Here is a 16283-nt window from a genome sequence, read left to right on the forward strand (position 1 = left end):
GAGACAACCGGCGATGAGCCACTACAAGTCGCATCTCAGGGATGTGGAGTTCAACCTCTTCGAGGTCCTCGGCCGCGCAGAGGCGTACGGCCGCGGCGCCTTCGCGGGCACCACGCCCGAAACCGCCCGCGATCTCCTGGGCGAGGTCGAGCGCCTGGCCGTCCACGAGCTCGCGGACTCCGCCGTCGAGGCGGACCGCACCCCGCCGATGTACGACCCCGGGAAGCGCACGGTGTCGCTGCCGGATCCCTTCAAGAAGGCGTACGCCCGCTGGACGGAGTCCGGCTGGCACCTGATCGACCTGCCCGAGTCGCTCGGCGGGGCCGGTGTGCCGCCGTCGCTGCGCTGGGCCGTCGCCGAGCTGGTGCTGGGGGCCAATCCGGCCCTGTACATGTACCAGGCGACCGCCGGCTTCGCGAGCGTGCTCGACCGCCTCGGCACGGAGGAGCAGCGCAGGCTGGCCCGGCTGCTCGTGGGGCGGGCATGGGGCGCGACGATGGTCCTCACCGAGCCGGAGGCGGGCAGTGACGTGGGCGCCTGCCGGACCAGGGCCGTCCGGCAGGCGGACGGCAGCTGGCACATCGAGGGCGTGAAGCGGTTCATCACCTCCGGCGAGCACGATCTGTGCGAGAACATCCTGCACTTCGTCCTGGCCCGCCCCGAGGGGCACGGCCCCGGCACCAAGGGGCTCTCCCTGTTCCTGGTCCCGAAGTACCGCGTGGCCGACTGGGAGACCGGGGAACTCGGCGAGCGCAACGGTGTGTTCGCCACTTCGCTGGAGGACAAGATGGGCCTGAGGGCCTCCGCCACCTGCGAGCTCACCTTCGGCGCCGAGAGCCCCGCGGTCGGAGTGCTGCTCGGCGAGCGGCACGACGGCATCCGGCAGATGTTCCACATCATCGAGCAGGCCCGGATGATCATCGGCACCAAGTCGATGGCGACGCTCTCCACCGGCTACCTCAACGCTCTGGAGTACGCCAAGGTCCGCACCCAGGGCAGCGATCTGACCGCTCTCGCGGACAAGTCGGCTCCCCGGGTGCCCATCCTGCGCCACCCCGAGGTGCGCCGCTCGTTGCTGCTGCAGAAGGCGTACGCCGAGGGGCTGCGCGCCCTCGTCCTGCACACGGCCACCGTGCAGGACCGGATCGCCGAGGCGGAGGCGACGGGCACCCGCGACGACGCGGCGCACGCCCTCAACGACCTGCTCCTCCCGATCGTCAAGGGCTACGGCTCCGAGAAAGCCTACGAGCAGCTGGGACACGCCCTGCAAACCCTCGGCGGATCCGGGTACACGAAGGACTTCCCCCTGGAGCAGTACATCCGCGACACCCGGATCGACACGCTGTACGAGGGCACCACCGCGATACAGGGCATGGACCTCTTCTTCCGCAAGATCGCGAGGGATCAGGGCGGGGCGCTCACCGCCCTCCTCACCGAGGTGGAGAAGACCGCCGCGGACGCGCCGGAGAGCGGCGACCTCGCCGAGGCGCACGCGCTGCTCGGCCGTTCCGCGGCCCACCTGCAGGCAATGGCGACCGGGCTCGGCGGGCACCTCCTCGCGTCCCTGACGGACCCTTCGGCCATCTATCAGGTGGGGCGCGGTACGACCCGGCTGCTGATGGCGGCGGGCGACGTCCTGGTGGCCTGGCTGCTGCTGCGGCAGGCGGGAGTGGCGGCCGAGCGCCTGGCCGACCCCACGGTCCGGGCACGTCGGGCCCAACGCTCCTTCTACCAGGGGAAGGTGGCGACGGCGGTGTTCTTCGCCCAGGAGGTGCTCCCGCTGGTCGCCGCCCAGCGGGAGATCGCCGACCGCGAGGACGGCGTCCTCATGACGCTGGACGAGGACGCCTGGTAGGCCGGCGCGGGGTTTCGTCAGGCGGTCGCGTGCCGCCGCGCGGCCCCGGCCTCCTCGGCCACCGTCCGGATGACGTCGAGGAGGGGCGCGCGGTCCTCGCGGAAGTAGAAGTGACCGCCCGGCAGGGCCAGCCGGCGAGTGATGCGGTCCAGGTGCCGGGCCCAGCCCGCGCTCTCGACGACGAGGCGGTCCTGCTCCCCGGTGCCGCACAGCAGTGTCGCCGGGACGTCCAGCGGGGGCTCCGGCTCGTGGACGTACGTCTCGAAGACGCTGATGTCGGCGCGGAGCGGGCCGAGGACCAGTCGGCGCAGCCGCGCGTCCGCGTGCACCTGCTCGGGCAGCGGGCCCCAGCGCGCCTCGGCCGCCGTGATCAGTTCCTCGTCGGAGAGGGTGTGCAGCGACCCGGCCGGTCCGCCGGTGCCGAAGGTGTGCGGCGCGGGGCAGGAGGACAGGATCAGATGCTCGGGCAGATCGCGTCCCTCGCGGCGCAGCGCCCTCGTCGTCTCGTACGCCACGAGGCCGCCGAAGCTGTGGCCGAGCAGCACATAGGGCACGGTGAACGCGGACTGGGAGACCAGGTCGGCGACGAGGGGGCCGATCGCGGTGTGCGCGGGCTCCGCGCGACGCGTGGAGCGGCCGGGCAGCTGTACACCCCACAGCTGCACCTCCGTCAGTTCTTCGGCCCACATCAGGTATTCGGCGCTGGAGCCGCCCGCGTGTGCGAAGACGTAGACGTTCAGCGGTGCTTGGGGGCGCTCACGGCGGCGGACCAGCCAACGCGCCGGTCGTGTACGGGGATCCATGGGTACCTCGGTACGGTGAGGGGCGGCAACGGCCACCGACCGGACCGTCACGGGATCACCAGGTCTACCATCACGCGCCGACGGGGCGTGGACCATCACCGGTCTCCTCCGATCGCAAAGAGTCGTGACGAACTCCCGGTGATCGTCACGCCAGGAAGCTCAGACGCACCTTGCGCTCGGGATTGTCCTTGTTGGTGTCCACCAGGCACACCGACTGCCAGGTGCCGAGTTCCAGGCGTCCGGCGATCACGGGGAGGGTGGCGTACGGCGGGACGACGGCCGGCAGGACGTGGTCGCGGCCGTGGCCGGGGCTGCCGTGCCGGTGCTGCCAGCGGTCGTCGGCGGGAAGCAGGGTGTGCAGGGCGGCGAGGAGGTCGTCGTCGCTGCCGGCTCCGGTCTCGATGACGGCGATCCCGGCGGTGGCGTGCGGGACGAAGATGTTGAGCAGCCCGTCCCGGTCGGCCGCGGCCTCGCGCAGGAAGTCCTCGCAGTCACCGGTGAGGTCGACGACCCGCTCCCGGGAGCCGGTGGTGACGTGCAGCATGCGGGTGGTGAAGGTGTCTGGCATGCCCCCATCCTGACCCCGCGCACGATTTCACACCCGACGGCACGACCGATGGCGGAGGTCTACCGGTTCGGCGAGGGGCCGTTCCCGAGCCGGCCGTGCGGAGGCGGCTGGAGCGCGCCGGGCCTCCGCGGGAGGTGCGCCGCTGGTGGTGTCGCCTCGTCTCGACGCGTCAGCGCCGAACTGGCGCCAGGGGCGGCACCGTTCCGGTCCTTCGAGGGCGCCTCACCGTGAGATGCGGGCTTCGATGCCGTCGAGCAGGAAGTCGAGGCCGATCCGGAAGGTGTGGTCGGCGTCCAGGTGGGCGGCATCGCGGACCACCGTGGCCAGCGCGGGGAACCGGCCGGTGGCGAAGGTCCGCTCCAGATAGGGCCCGAGTGAGGCCTGCCAGCGCTTCTCGTCCAGCCCGGTGGCCCGCTCGGCACGTCGCTCGGCGACCTCCCGACGCACCGCGCCGATCGCGTACGCCTTGACCGCCGCGACCACCGGCATGACGGCGTCCACGTCGACGCCGCCCAGTGCGGCCACCACGCTCTCCCCACTGGCCAGCGCGTGCGGCCCGAGCTGGGGTCGGCCACCCAGGAGATCGGCGAGCCATTCGTGCTCGTGAGCCGCGTGCCGAATGGCTTCGGCAAGAGACCGGAGCACCTCCCGCCAGCCGTCTCCGGCCGGCCGGATCTCTGCGTGGACCGCGTCGACCATGAGGTCGAGCAACTCCTCCTTGCCGGCGATGTAGCCGTACAGCCGCATCGGACGGACGTCCAGCGCGGTGGCGACCTTGCGCAGCGACACCGCGTCCAGGCCGTCCGCGTCGGCCAGCTGGATCGCCGCTCGCACGATCTGTTCCCGGCTCAACGGGGCCGGCACGGGTCGATTCGGTGGCTCCGGCCTCTCCCACACCAACATGGCGCTCACGATACACCGCATCGGTCGATACACTGTATCGGTCAGTACGGTGTATCGAAGGGGGACCACCATGACCATTGCCGTCGTCGGAGCCGGCCTCGGCGGCCTGGCTCTCGCCCGTGTGCTGCACGTGAACGGCATGGATTGCGTCGTGTATGAACGTGAATCGTCACGTGGTGCGCGCGGTCAGGGCGGCATGCTCGACATCCACTCCGGCCAGCGGGCGCTGCGCGAGGCCGGCCTGATCGACCAGTTCTTCGCGATCGCCCGCGGTGAAGGCCAGGACATGCGTCTTCTCGAACCGGATGGCACCCTGCTGCTCCAGGAGGACACGCCCGACGGCGCCCCGCTCGAGCGACCCGAGGTCGACCGCGCCGATCTGCGCAACCTGCTGCTGGATTCCCTCCCCGAAGACGTGGTGCGCTGGGGGCACGCGTTCCGATCCGCCGACAACGGTCTGCTGCACTTCGCCGACGGCAGCAGTGCGACGTACGACCTGCTGGTCGGCGCGGACGGCGCGCAGTCCCGGGTCCGCGCGCTGCTCACCGACGCCCGCCCGGCGCACATCGGGCAGAACGTCGTCGAGGTCGGCATTCCCGATATCGACCGCACGCACCCCGACCTCGCGGCGATGGTCGGGCGCGGCAACTACTGGGTGCTCGGCAACGGACTGTCCCTGGCGGCGCAGCGCAACGGCGACGGCCGCGTTCGCATCGGCATCAGCTTCTACAACACCGCCGAGGACTGGTTCGCTACCAGCGGGATCCCGTTCGACGACCCGGCCGCCGCCCGGGCGCGGCTGATCGACCTGCTCCCCGGCTGGGACTCACGGTTCACCGCGCTGATCGCGGCCTGCGACGACACGATCGTGCCGCGGTCGATCACCGCTCTCCCGGTCGGCCTGACCTGGCCGCCGACGCCAGGTGTCACACTGCTCGGCGATGCCGCGCACCTGATGCCGCCGGTGGGACAGGGCGCCAACATGGCGCTGCTCGACGGCGCCCTGCTCGGTCTCGCGCTGGCCGCGCACCCGGACGACTTTCCCGCCGCCGTCAAGGAATACGAACGCGAGATGTTCCGACGCACCGGCGCTGCCGCCCGGATGTCCGCGGACATGCAGGAGCTGCTGACGTCGCCGGACGCCGCCCAGAAGATGCTCGCGTTCTTCCGGCCCGGCTGAAGTCGACCGGATACGGCCAGGCGACCGGCCGCGGCAGCCGCCGCGGCGCTTGCTGGGGCAGGCGGATGGGACAGGCCAGATGCGGACCTGCAACTGAGCGGCCGGGAAGATCCGCACCCTGCATCCTGTTGGTAGAAGCGTGAACGAACTGCGCGAGGTCGAGGTCGTCGTCATCGGCGCCGGTCAGGCCGGGCTGTCCAGCGCCTACCATCTGCGGCGCACCGGCTTCGCGCCGGACCGTGACTTCGTGGTCCTCGACCACTCCCCCGGGCCGGGCGGCGCCTGGCAGTTCCGGTGGCCCTCGCTGACCTACGGCAGGGTGCACGGGATGCACGCGCTGCCCGGGATGGTACTGGCGGACGCGGACCCGGAGCGTCCGTCGGCGGAGGTGATAGCCGAGTACTTCGACCGGTACGAGCGCGCCTTCGACCTGCGGGTGCGACGGCCGGTGGACGTACGGGCGGTGCGCGAGGGGGACGGCACCCGGCTGCGGGTGGAGACCTCGGCCGGCACCTGGTCCACCCGGGCGCTGATCAACGCGACCGGCACCTGGGACCGGCCGTTCTGGCCCCGGTACCCCGGCCAGGAGACCTTCCGTGGGCGGCAGTTGCACACCGCGCAGTACGCCGGGCCGGAGGAGTTCGCCGGACAGCGGGTCGTGGTGGTGGGCGGCGGCGCCTCGGGCACCCAGCACCTGCTGGAACTTGCCCCCCATGCGGCTGCCACCACCTGGGTCACGCGGCGGCCTCCCGTGTTCCGCGAAGGTCCGTTCGACCAGGAGGCGGGCCGGGCCGCGGTCGCGCTGGTGGAGGAACGGGTGCGCCACGGGCTGCCGCCGCGCAGTGTGGTCTCGGTCACCGGGCTGCCCCTCGACGGCGCGATCCGGCGGGGCCTCGCGGACGGGGTGCTGGACCGGCAACCGATGTTCGACCGGATCACCCCGGAGGGCGTGGCGTGGGACGACGGCCGGCAGGTGGCCGCCGATGTCATCCTGTGGGCCACCGGGTTCCGGGCCGCGCTCGACCACCTCACTCCGCTGCGGCTGCGTGAGCCGGGCGGCGGGATCCGGCTCGAGGGCACCCGGGTGGTGGCCGACCCGCGTGTCCACCTCGTCGGCTACGGCCCCTCGGCCAGCACCGTCGGCGCCAACCGGGCCGGACGCGCCGCAGTCCGGGACATCAGGCGGCTGCCGGCCGAGGAGCCGGTCGCCGCGTGACGCCCCGTCGGCTCAGCGGACGGCGGGCGGCGAGGACGCCGGGGACTGCTCCGGGGACTGCTCCGGGGAGTGCTTTGGGGACTGCTCCGGGCTCTGCGACGCCGTCGCGCTCTGGCGCAGGGCGTTGAACTCCGCCACGTTGCGCAGGTGCGTCGCATAGTCGGTGGTGAAGCGCGTGTCCCCGGGCTTGACCGTGACGAAGTACAGCCAGTCGCCCGGTGTCGGGTTCATGGCGGCCCGCATCGCGTCCTCGCCGGGGTTGTCGATCGGTGTGGGCGGCAGGCCCATGTGCTGGTACGAGTTGTAGGGGCTCTCGATGCGGGTGTCGTCCTCGGTGGTGCGCAGGGTGGTGCGGTTCAGCGCATAGTTGATGGTGGAGTCCATCTGCAACGGCATCCCGTGCTCCAGCCGGTTGAAGACGACCCGGGCGACCTTGCCCATGTCCTCCTTCGTCGCCGCCTCGGCCTGGACGATGCTGGCGACGGTGACGATCTGGTGCAGGCTCATGGCGTTGCGCTGCGCGCCTGCCGCGACCGGCGCCCCGCCGAACTTCTTGTTGGCGGTGTCGACCATGAACCGCAGCAGGGACTCGGGCGTCGTGCCCTTCGGGAGCGGGTACGTCGCCGGGAAGAGGAAGCCCTCGGGGTTGCCGTGGGCGTCGCCGGGCAGCTTCAGCCCGGCCTTGCCGATGGATTTGACGGTGCTGCCCGGCCGCAGCTTCAGGGCCCTGTCGATCCCGTCGTAGACCTGGCTGGCGCGCCAGCCCTCCGGGACGACCATCGTGGCGGTCGGCGCCTTTGCCGGCTTTCCGCCCATCGTCAGCAGTGGCACCGCCACGGCGGTACCGGCCACGACGGCGCCGGTCACGAGGAGGGCGAGTCTGCCCCGACGGGTCAGTTGGATCGTGCTCCGTGGCGGAAATTTCATCTGCATGCGGGCACGGTAATACGCATATCGTCATAAACCCGGCATTAACCCTACGTATCGTCAGCTTGTCGGCTCCAACTGGGCGTCGCGGCGCACCAGGGCGGCGTATCGCCCGTCCAGTTCCAGCAGCTCCTCGTGCGTGCCCCGTTCGGCTACCCGCCCGGCGTCCAGGACCACGATCTGGTCGGAGCCGCGGACGGTGGACAGACGGTGGGCGATGGTGATGGTCGTCCGGTCGGCCGACAGGGCGTCGATGGCTTCCTGGACGGCGGCTTCCGTGCGGGTGTCGAGCGCGCTGGTCGCCTCGTCCAGGATGAGGACCGGCGGATCGCGCAGGATGGTGCGGGCTATGGCGAGGCGCTGCTTCTCACCGCCGGAGAAGCGGTGACCCCGCTCGCCGACGACGGTGTCGTAGCCGTCGGGCAGGGCGGCTATGTGGTCGTGGATCTGGGCCGCCTTGGCCGCCGCGTGCAGCTCCTCGTCGGTGGCGTCCGGCTTGGCGAAGCGCAGGTTGTCGGCGACGGAGGCGTGGAAGAGGTACGTCTCCTGCGAGACGACACCGACCGCGCGGGCGAGCGTGTCGAAGTCGAGGTCGCGGACGTCGGTGCCGTCCAGGGTGACACGGCCGGCGGTGACGTCGTAGAGCCGGGGCACGAGATAGCCGAGCGTGGACTTGCCCGCGCCGGTCGGACCGACGACGGCGAGGCTGCGGCCGGCCGGGACGGTGACGTCGATACCGTCGAGGACGGGGCCGCCCTTGTCGTCGTAGCGGAACCCGACCCCCTCGAAGCGGACTTCGCCCTTGACCGGGTCGAGACGGACCGGCCGCTCGCGCTCGGTGATGTCGACGGGCAGGTCCAGGTATTCGAAGATGCGCTGGAAGAGCGCGAGCGAGGTCTGGATCTGGACGCCGGTCGCGAGCAGGCTGACGGCCGGGCGGAACAGACCCTGCTGGAGAGAGACGAAGGCGACGATGGTGCCGAGGGAGACCTTCGGGCCGCCGAGCTGGAGCGCCAGCCCCGCGGTCCAGTAGATGACGGCGGGCATCGCGGCCATGACAATGGTGATGACCGCCATGCGCCAGCGACCGGCCATGTTGGAGCGCACCTCGAGGTCGACCAGGCGCTCGGACTCCTCGGCGAAGGACGCGGTCAGCGAGTCCGAGCGGCCCATCGTCCTGCCGAGCAGGATGCCGCTGACGGAGAGCGACTCGGTGACGGTGGCCGCCATCGCGGCCATCTGTTTCTGCCGCTGGGTGGTGATCCGCTTGCGTTCGTTGCCCACGCGGCGGCTGATCCACACGAACACCGGCAGCAGGACCATCGAGACGATCGTGAGCCGCCAGTCGAGGGCGGTCATCGCGACGATCGTGGCGACCACGCTGGTGGCGTTGGAGACCAGGGAGGTGGCGGTGGAGGTGACGGTCGCCTGCATGCCGCCGATGTCGTTGGCTATGCGGGACTGCACCTCGCCGGTGCGCGTGCGCGTGAAGAAGGCGAGCGACATGCGCTGCAGGCGTCCGTAGACGGCGGTGCGCAGGTCGTGCATGACGCGCTGGCCGACGGTGGTCGAGATCAGTGTCTGCAGCACGCCGAAGACGCTGGAGAGGACGGCGCTGAGGATCATGCCGAGCGCGAGCAGGCTCAGCAGGCCGGTGCGGCCCTGGGGGATCGCGACGTCGAGGGTCTCCTTCAGCAGGAACGGTGTCGCCACCGAGACCAGTGAGGAGGCGCCGACCAGCAGGCCGACGATCGCCAGCCGCGCGCGGTAGGGGCGGAAGAGCTTCAGGATGCGGCGCACCTGCCGGGGCTGTTCCTTGGCGTCGGCAGGCGGGGTCCAGGAGGGTTCACGGTCGGGATGCATGGGCTCCTACGGAGGTGAACGGGCGCCGGACAGGAACGGCCGACGATGACGGAACGGATCGTAGCTCATTGTTACCTATACTCACAATGAACGGCATCCTGATATTGTTCCCGCATGACCACCCCGGATTCCGACGGCCTGCTCGCCGAGCAGTTGCTGCGGCTGACCCGCCGGGTGCACCGCATCCAGAAGCGCCATCTGGAACGGCGCGACCTGGGCGTCACCCCGGCCCAGTCCCGGCTGCTGCGCACCCTTGCGCACTACGGCTCACCGCCGCGCATGGCCGATCTCGCCGAGCGCCTGGAGGTGGTGCCGCGCGCCGTGACGACGCTGGTCGACGGGTTGGAGGCGAGCGGAAAGGTACGGCGGGTGGCGGACCCGGCGAACCGGCGCGTGACCCGGATCGAGCTGACGGACGAAGGACGCACGACCCTGCGCGAGCTGCGCGGCGCGCGCCGCTCGGCGGCCGAGGAGATCCTCGCCCCGCTCACGGAGAAGGAGCGCGAGGTGCTCGGCGTCCTGCTGGACAGCTTGATCGACGGGGACACGGCCAAGCCCTGCTGACAGGGGGCGCGTGGCCTCGCACGGGTGAGTCTGATGCCGAATACGCCGCAAAGCGGAGAGCCGCGCTGCGACAGGTGATTCCGGCGGCCCATCCCGCAACCGACGCCGAACTGTGGTCACGAGAGAGCTCCACGAAGTCGGCCCTGGTGGGTCTGCTGTCGCTCTGACGGTTCGGATCAGACTGAAGGGGTCGATCACCGGAATCGGTCCCACAGCGGTTCAGTCGGCCAGGATGGCAGTACAGGCACAGGTCTCCCGGTGATCACAGAGCGTCGCAACTCCGTGATCACCAGGCCCTGTGCCTCATCCGCGCGGCCTCTTACTCCGGCCTCTTACTGCGGGGCGGCGCGGCGGGGCGCGGCGCGGCGAAGTCAGCAGCCGTCGCGGTCCTCCGTCAGCACCCCCTGAACCGTGGTCAGCGAGCGGTCGTAGCAGCCGTCCGAGCCGTGGCGGCGGTATCGCTCGGTCGACGTACCGATCGCGTGCCGCTGGTCGCGCGGGACATCGACGGTGTACGCGGCGTCGCCGCTGTAGGTGTCGTCGAACCGCGACCACGCGGTGCGCCGCCCGTCCCGCAGTTCCACGGCCGCCGCCCGGTCGCCGAGGGTCAGCACGGTGCGCAGGCGGTTGTCCGCGCCGACGGTCGTGGCACCGTTCATCGTGTACGTCCGGTGCGTGTGCGTCGTCTTCGCGGGGCCGTGACCGCCGACGGTGACCGTCTCGTCGTCGGTCCAGGTCGCGTCGAGTCCGTCGGTGTTCTCGCCGTCGGTCCAGCGATGGACGGAGGTGGCGGCGAGGGTGCGGGTGACGGTCGTGGTCACACGTCCGTGTGAAGTGTCGAGATATCCGGAGACGGTGAGCCGGTGCCCGGCCTCGGTGTGCACGCGGTTCTCCGAACCGGGCGTGTAGGTGGAGGAGTTCGCGAGGTCACTCGCCCTGTCGCCGGTGAGCCCGCCGGTGACCCGGGCGCGGTGGGCGTCCTGCCAGACGAGCACGTTCACCGGGGCGCTCCAGCCCGTCTGCCCCGCGGGCACGCCGACGACGGACACCTCGACGCGGTGCGGGCGGCCGTCGTCGAGGAGGCCGGCGAAGGGCGTGAGGTCGTACTCGATCGGCCGCACGTCGAAGGCGTGCGGGGCCGGTACCACGTACCAGAGGAAGGGGTTGGACCAGCCGCCGGTCCACACGTTCGGGAACGGCGCGGCGATTCCCGCGAGTCGGCCGTCGACCTTGATCTGCACCTCGCGGTAGGGCCCGTGGTCGGCCTTGCAGGAGTACGACGCCGGGTCGGCCACGGTCAGGTACCAGAACTCCTCGCACCCACCGCCGGACCCGGTCGCGTACACCTCGGCGACGATCCGCTCGCTGTTGCGCGGGGTGGTGAGGGTGGCGCCGTCGGGAGTGTCGGCGAGGGTGAGCACACGGTCGGGGGTCCGCTCCGCGGGGCGTCCCGCGTAGAAGGTCAGGGTGACGTGCACGTCGATGACGCCGGTGTACGTGTCGTCCACGACGTTGCCGATCAGCATCTCGACGTCCCGCGCGCTGCGGAAGGTGTCGCTGTAGCGGGTGACGTCCTTCTCCACGTGCCACTCGATGCCGTCCGGCGAGGGCTCCGGGGTGGAGGTGCGCAGGACCTCCACCCCGCCCACATGCAGATAGCCCAGCCTGTCGTACTGACGGCCCTTCACCTTGCCGTCGAGGCGCAGGACGACCTTGCTCCAGTGGTCGCCGCAGCCCTGGGGCGGGGTGTACGTACCGCGATAGGGGGTGAAGTCGCGGAACTGGGCGTCGGCCAGTGTGACCTGACACGACCTGGTGTGCGGCCGGTCGACGGGCGGGGTCGCGGTGACCGGGTCGTGCCAGTCGGTGCCGAACTCGGCGGGGACGTCGGCGGCCCGGGCGGCCGCGGCTCCGGTGCCGAAGAGCGTGCTCGCCAGGAGGGCCGCTCCGGCGAGCATGGACATGACCATCCGTCTTCTCATGGCCGCTGTTCTACGGGGAATTGACCACTGCCCGCAATGAGGAGACCGGTTGTCGGCCACCGCGAGAGCGTGCCCACGACCGAGTTCCGCCATGCGGCCACCCAGCGGGACATTCAGTGCTATAAGCACACCATGCTGACATAGTGCGGGCATGAAGATCATGCCCGCCGGCCGCCCCGCGGAGCCCCCGCACCAGGAGTCCCGACGCGGGCGCCCCCGCCCCGTCCTGCGCACCCGTCGAGCGGCCCTCGCCTTCACTCTCGCCGGTGCCGGCGCCCTCACCGGTGCCGGCGTTTTCGCCCATGTGCTCCCCCGCGCAGGGCACGGCTCCCCCGCTCCCGGCCCGGTCGCCTCCTCCGGTCCGGCCCCCTCACCCGGCTCGCCGGGCATCGGCGACCCGCTGATGCCGCTCGCCGGCAACGGCGGCTACACGGTCCGCCACTACATGCTCGACTTCGACTGGCGGGCACCGCGCACGCCCTTCCCCGCCGGGGCCACGATCAGCGCCACCGCCACCCAGCCCCTGTCCCGCTTCGACCTCGACTTCGCCGGCAACGCACTGCACACCGTCACGGTCGACGGCACCCCGGCCACCGCCGTACGCGACGGCGACGAACTCGTCGTCACACCCGCGCACCCCATCCCCCGTGGCGGCACGTTCACCGTCCGCGTCGCCTACACCGCAGATCCGGCACAGCACCGGCACCGCGCCGACGCGATCCAGGACTACGGCTGGGTGCCCACGGCCGACGGCACCGTGATCTGCGCTCAGCCCGACGGCGCAAAAATGATCTTTCCGGCGAACGACCACCCGAGCCTGCGGGCGCCGGTCACCTTCCGCATCACCACCCCGCCGGGGCTCAGCGCGGTGGCCAACGGACGGCTCGTCACCACCGTCCGGAGGCCCGGCGGACGCACCACCTGGACCTACGACTCCGAGCAGCCCATCGCGGCCCAACTGGTCCAGCTGGCGATCGGGAGGTTCACGTTCGCCGACAGCACCGGCCCGCGCGGACTGCCCCTCCGGGACGTCGTCCCGGACGGCCTGGTCGGTGACACGCAGGAGGTCCGCTCGCTCACCCCAAAGCATCTCGCCTGGCTGGAACAGCGGCTCGGTCCGTACCCGTTCCGCCGCTACGGCGTGCTCGTCGGGGACACCGACCTGCCGGTGGCGCTGGAGACACAGTCGCTGTCCGTCCTGCCGAAGGACGACCTGACGGGTGACCAGGTCGACGCCGAACGCAATCTCGTCCACGAGCTGACCCACCACTGGACGGGTGACAGCGTCGCCGTCCGGCGCTGGTCCGACCTGTGGCTGAGCGAGGGTCATGCCCGTTTCTACGAACGTCTGTACTCCGACGAGCACGGCGGGGTCGCCCTGGAGGACGCGATGCGGGCGGCCTACGAGCAGCACGACCAGTGGCGTCACGACCAGGGGGCACCCGCCGAGCCCACGGAGCCGACGCTGTTCAAGGTGATGCGCTACGACGGCTCGGCACTGGTGCTGTTCGCGCTGCGGGAGAAGGTCGGCGAGGAGACCTTCGCCAGGATCGAGCGGTCCTGGGTGACGACGTACCGGGGCCGTGCGGCAGGCACCCGGGACTTCGTCGCGCTCGCGTCCCGGGTCGCCGGCGAGGACCTGAAACCCTTTCTGACGCCATGGCTGTACGGGCCCCGCACGCCTCCGATGCCGGGGCACCCCGACTGGAGCGTGGACCCGGTCGAGGACTGAGTGCGCGCACCGCCGACCGAGTGGCCCCTGCCCGGTCGATCCGCCACCCCGGTGACCCTTGGCGCGACGTGGCGCGTCAGGCACGGAAACGTGAAGGGGGTGGCGTGCAGGACAACTCCCTTTCCCAGGGTGCCGTCCTGATGGTGACGAACATGTCTGGAGAACCGCCCTATGAGAAGACCCGCCGCCCCACGTGTTCCCAACAGTCTGCGCAGCTGCCGTCGAACGGCCTGCGTGATCGCGTCGGCGGCGGTGCTGACGCCGTTGCTGCTCATCCCGCTGTCCGCGGACGACGAGGCACAGGACCGACTGCTCCAGGACGCCTTCGCGGACGCGGCTCGCGAGTACCACGTGCCGAGCAGCGTGCTCATGGGTGTGTCCTACATGCAGTCACGCTGGGACTCCCACCCGGGCACCCCCAGCGTCGCGGGCGGCTACGGGCCGATGCACCTGGTGGACACCCGCCGCGCCAAGCCCCCGGCACTGGCAGCGGGCCCCCAGGACGGCACCGGCATCCCGCCCGCGGCGCCGGAGGCCGCCGCCTCGGGCGGCCGTGCCGTGCAGCCGGCGGACCTGGAGCGTGCCGCACGCCTGATCGACGCCCCGGCAGGACGCCTGCGGACGGACGCCGCCGCCAACGTACGGGGTGGCGCGGCCCTCCTGGCGGCGACACAGCGGCAGCTCGGCAAGCCCCTCAGCAACAACCCAACGGACTGGTGGGAGGCGGTGAAACGTTTCCCCGGAACAGCTGACGTCACGTCGGCCGCCACCTACGCCAACGACGTCTTCTCGCTGATCCACAAGGGGGCGCACCGCACCACCGCCGAGGGGCAGAAGGTCTCTCTTCCCGCCAGCCCCGGCGTCCACCCCCGAGCCGTCCACGCGAAGGACGCACGGCGCTCGAAGAACGTCGAGTGCCCCGCCGAGCTGACCTGCGACTGGCTCGCCGCGGCGTACCAGGAGATCGACGAAGACGGCGACTACGGCAACCACGATCTCGGCGACCGGCCCAAGGACCAGAAGATCGACTCCATCGTCATCCACGACACCGAAGCGTCACTGCAGAGCATGTTCCAGACCGTGCAGGACCCGACCGAGGCCTCGTGGCACTACTCGATCCGCTCCAGCGACGGCCACGTCACCCAGCACGTCAGGACGAAGGACCAGGCCTGGCACTCCGGCAACCAGTTCGTCAACGCCCGCTCCATCGGCATCGAGCACGAGGGATTCCTCAGGCAGCCGGGCACGTGGTTCACGGAGACGATGTACCGGACCTCGGCCCGTCTGGTGCGCTTCCTGGCCAAGAAGTACGACATCCCGCTCGACCGGCAGCACATCTACGGCCATGACAACGTCCCGGCCCCGACCACGGACAGCATCCCCGACATGCACGACGACCCCGGTCCCTTCTGGGACTGGCGGCACTACTTCGACCTCCTCGGCGCGCCGCTGCGGGCCACGGCCGGCCGGGACAGCGACATGGTGATGATCCTGCCCGACTACGCCACCCACTCCCCGCTGTTCACCGGCTGCTCCCGCGGGGGCAAGCCGTGTCCGAAGCACGGTTCCAGTGCCGTCCGCCTCTACACCCGGCCGGAGGAGAACGCGCCGCTCATCCAGGATCCGGGCCGCCACCCGGACGGCGCGAGGTCCACGGTGGACGTCAACGACCTCGGGTCGCGCGTCTCCGCCGGTCAGACCTTCGCCGTCGCCGGGCGCAGCGGCGACTGGACGGCGATCTGGTACCAGGGCCAGAAGGCATGGTTCAAGAACCCCAAGGCCCACCCGACGGCCGTAGGTGCGAGCGGCCGGATGGTGACACCCAAGGAGGGCCTGGACGAGGTCCCGGTGTTCGGCCGGGCCCTGCCCGAGCCGGAGGCGTACCCGGAGGACGTGGAGGAGCAGCCCGAATCCCCGCTCCCCTACCGCGTCCTGGCGGGCCAGCGGTACGTCACCCAGGACACCATCGGAGGTTCCTATGTCGCCAAGTCGACCTTCGTCACCACACCGAACCCGGTGGTGAAGGGGGAGGAGGAGTACTACGAGATCCAGATCGGCCACCGGCTCGGCTACGTCCGCGCGAACGACGTGGACGTGGTGAGCACACCCGCCGCGGCCGGACCGCCGGCGGCGCACCAGGGCCGCCCGGCCGGACACTGACGCACACCGCCCCGGCCGGACGTCCAGTTCCGCCCGGTCCCCCATCACCACGACCGGATGGCCGGCCGGGTCGAGCGTGCGCAACAGGGACTCCATGGCCCGCCCCGGGGCGCTGACGCAGGCCGACGTGCCGCTGCCGTGGTCAAGGTGCAGCCAGATGCCGCCGCCCCTGTCCTCGCCCCAGGGACGGCCGTCATCCCGCGGCGGAGTGCCCCGGAAGACGGTTGGGGTCGACGACGATGACGTAGTCGAAATCGTGCTGATGCGCCTCGTCCCGGTCGGCCGGGGGCGCATAGGCGCCGCGTCCTGATCGTACGGCGGCCTGCTGCGCGGGTCGGAGAGCACACCGCCCGCGTCGGAGAGGGTGAACACGCCGACCAGGCTGCGGCCGTCGCCCTCCCGGTGGTCGGTGGTCCAGCCGTACCGTCCGTTGTGGGCGGGCCGACTGGCCACCGGATGCCACTCGGCACCGCGCCGGGAGTACAGCACCAGGGTGGAGCCGGCCGACTGCGCACCCTCCCCGTGGACGG

12 protein-coding genes are annotated in these 16283 nt (G+C 71.2%); 6 read left to right on the plus strand and 6 right to left on the minus strand.

Features of this window, described 5'->3' with window-relative positions:
• The first annotated feature begins 13 nt into the window (after nt 1-13).
• Nucleotides 14-1855: an acyl-CoA dehydrogenase gene (locus tag ACIHEJ_RS06110; RefSeq protein WP_400132433.1), complete on the plus strand. Its 1842-nt coding sequence runs from the start codon at nt 14-16 to the stop codon at nt 1853-1855.
• A gap of 17 nt (nt 1856-1872) precedes the next feature.
• Here ACIHEJ_RS06110 and ACIHEJ_RS06115 read toward each other — a convergent pair whose 3' ends face one another.
• The 3 genes from ACIHEJ_RS06115 to ACIHEJ_RS06125 form a co-directional block, all read right to left on the minus strand.
• Nucleotides 1873-2658, minus strand: a complete 786-nt coding sequence (locus ACIHEJ_RS06115; protein ID WP_400132434.1) for a thioesterase II family protein — start codon at nt 2656-2658, stop codon at nt 1873-1875.
• A gap of 145 nt (nt 2659-2803) precedes the next feature.
• Nucleotides 2804-3226, minus strand: a complete 423-nt coding sequence (locus tag ACIHEJ_RS06120; RefSeq protein WP_400132435.1) for a YjbQ family protein — start codon at nt 3224-3226, stop codon at nt 2804-2806.
• 222 nt (nt 3227-3448) lie between these two features.
• On the minus strand, nt 3449-4129 hold the full coding sequence (locus ACIHEJ_RS06125; protein WP_400132436.1) for a TetR/AcrR family transcriptional regulator: 681 nt from the start codon (nt 4127-4129) through the stop codon (nt 3449-3451).
• A gap of 70 nt (nt 4130-4199) precedes the next feature.
• On the opposite strand from ACIHEJ_RS06125, the gene ACIHEJ_RS06130 reads away from it, so the two are divergent.
• Together ACIHEJ_RS06130 and ACIHEJ_RS06135 are read left to right on the plus strand one after the other, a co-directional pair.
• Nucleotides 4200-5309: an FAD-dependent oxidoreductase gene (locus ACIHEJ_RS06130; protein WP_400132869.1), complete on the plus strand. Its 1110-nt coding sequence runs from the start codon at nt 4200-4202 to the stop codon at nt 5307-5309.
• A gap of 139 nt (nt 5310-5448) precedes the next feature.
• Nucleotides 5449-6525, plus strand: a complete 1077-nt coding sequence (locus ACIHEJ_RS06135) for an NAD(P)-binding domain-containing protein (protein ID WP_400132437.1) — start codon at nt 5449-5451, stop codon at nt 6523-6525.
• Between the two features lie 12 nt (nt 6526-6537).
• On the opposite strand, the gene mltG is transcribed toward ACIHEJ_RS06135, so the two are convergent.
• Nucleotides 6538-7458 carry an endolytic transglycosylase MltG gene (gene mltG, locus ACIHEJ_RS06140; protein WP_400132438.1) on the minus strand — a complete coding sequence of 307 codons (921 nt, stop codon included), beginning with the start codon at nt 7456-7458 and terminating at the stop codon, nt 6538-6540.
• 54 nt (nt 7459-7512) lie between these two features.
• On the minus strand, nt 7513-9315 hold the full coding sequence (locus tag ACIHEJ_RS06145; protein WP_400132439.1) for an ABC transporter ATP-binding protein: 1803 nt from the start codon (nt 9313-9315) through the stop codon (nt 7513-7515).
• A 114-nt stretch (nt 9316-9429) separates the two neighbouring features.
• On the opposite strand from ACIHEJ_RS06145, the gene ACIHEJ_RS06150 reads away from it, so the two are divergent.
• Nucleotides 9430-9879, plus strand: coding sequence for a MarR family winged helix-turn-helix transcriptional regulator (locus ACIHEJ_RS06150; RefSeq protein WP_400132440.1), 450 nt, complete (start codon nt 9430-9432; stop codon nt 9877-9879).
• Between the two features lie 371 nt (nt 9880-10250).
• On the opposite strand, the gene ACIHEJ_RS06155 is transcribed toward ACIHEJ_RS06150, so the two are convergent.
• A complete protein-coding gene (locus ACIHEJ_RS06155) occupies nt 10251-11861 on the minus strand; it encodes a peptide-N4-asparagine amidase (RefSeq protein ID WP_400132441.1) in 1611 nt (536 codons plus the stop codon).
• 151 nt (nt 11862-12012) lie between these two features.
• Here ACIHEJ_RS06155 and ACIHEJ_RS06160 point away from each other — a divergent pair, with 151 nt between their 5' ends.
• The gene (locus ACIHEJ_RS06160) at nt 12013-13593 is read left to right on the plus strand and encodes a M1 family metallopeptidase (RefSeq protein ID WP_400132442.1); all 1581 of its coding nucleotides are present in this window, start codon (nt 12013-12015) and stop codon (nt 13591-13593) included.
• 171 nt (nt 13594-13764) lie between these two features.
• Nucleotides 13765-15753: an N-acetylmuramoyl-L-alanine amidase gene (locus tag ACIHEJ_RS06165; protein WP_400132443.1), complete on the plus strand. Its 1989-nt coding sequence runs from the start codon at nt 13765-13767 to the stop codon at nt 15751-15753.
• Nucleotides 15754-16283 lie beyond the last annotated feature (530 nt).

This window comes from Streptomyces sp. NPDC052301 (assembly GCF_044593395.1).
GTDB lineage: Bacteria > Actinomycetota > Actinomycetes > Streptomycetales > Streptomycetaceae > Streptomyces.

What these genes read in the sequence shown, in the direction of transcription:
- ACIHEJ_RS06110 (WP_400132433.1), top strand. Translation starts at nt 14, where the DNA reads ATGAGCCACTACAAGTCGCATCTCAGGGATGTGGAGTTCAACCTCTTC.
- ACIHEJ_RS06115 (WP_400132434.1), bottom strand. Translation starts at nt 2,658, where the DNA reads ATGGATCCCCGTACACGACCGGCGCGTTGGCTGGTCCGCCGCCGTGAG.
- ACIHEJ_RS06120 (WP_400132435.1), bottom strand. Translation starts at nt 3,226, where the DNA reads ATGCCAGACACCTTCACCACCCGCATGCTGCACGTCACCACCGGCTCC.
- ACIHEJ_RS06125 (WP_400132436.1), bottom strand. Translation starts at nt 4,129, where the DNA reads ATGTTGGTGTGGGAGAGGCCGGAGCCACCGAATCGACCCGTGCCGGCC.
- ACIHEJ_RS06130 (WP_400132869.1), top strand. Translation starts at nt 4,200, where the DNA reads ATGACCATTGCCGTCGTCGGAGCCGGCCTCGGCGGCCTGGCTCTCGCC.
- mltG (WP_400132438.1), bottom strand. Translation starts at nt 7,458, where the DNA reads ATGCAGATGAAATTTCCGCCACGGAGCACGATCCAACTGACCCGTCGG.
- ACIHEJ_RS06145 (WP_400132439.1), bottom strand. Translation starts at nt 9,315, where the DNA reads ATGCATCCCGACCGTGAACCCTCCTGGACCCCGCCTGCCGACGCCAAG.
- ACIHEJ_RS06150 (WP_400132440.1), top strand. Translation starts at nt 9,430, where the DNA reads ATGACCACCCCGGATTCCGACGGCCTGCTCGCCGAGCAGTTGCTGCGG.
- ACIHEJ_RS06155 (WP_400132441.1), bottom strand. Translation starts at nt 11,861, where the DNA reads ATGAGAAGACGGATGGTCATGTCCATGCTCGCCGGAGCGGCCCTCCTG.
- ACIHEJ_RS06160 (WP_400132442.1), top strand. Translation starts at nt 12,013, where the DNA reads ATGAAGATCATGCCCGCCGGCCGCCCCGCGGAGCCCCCGCACCAGGAG.
- ACIHEJ_RS06165 (WP_400132443.1), top strand. Translation starts at nt 13,765, where the DNA reads ATGAGAAGACCCGCCGCCCCACGTGTTCCCAACAGTCTGCGCAGCTGC.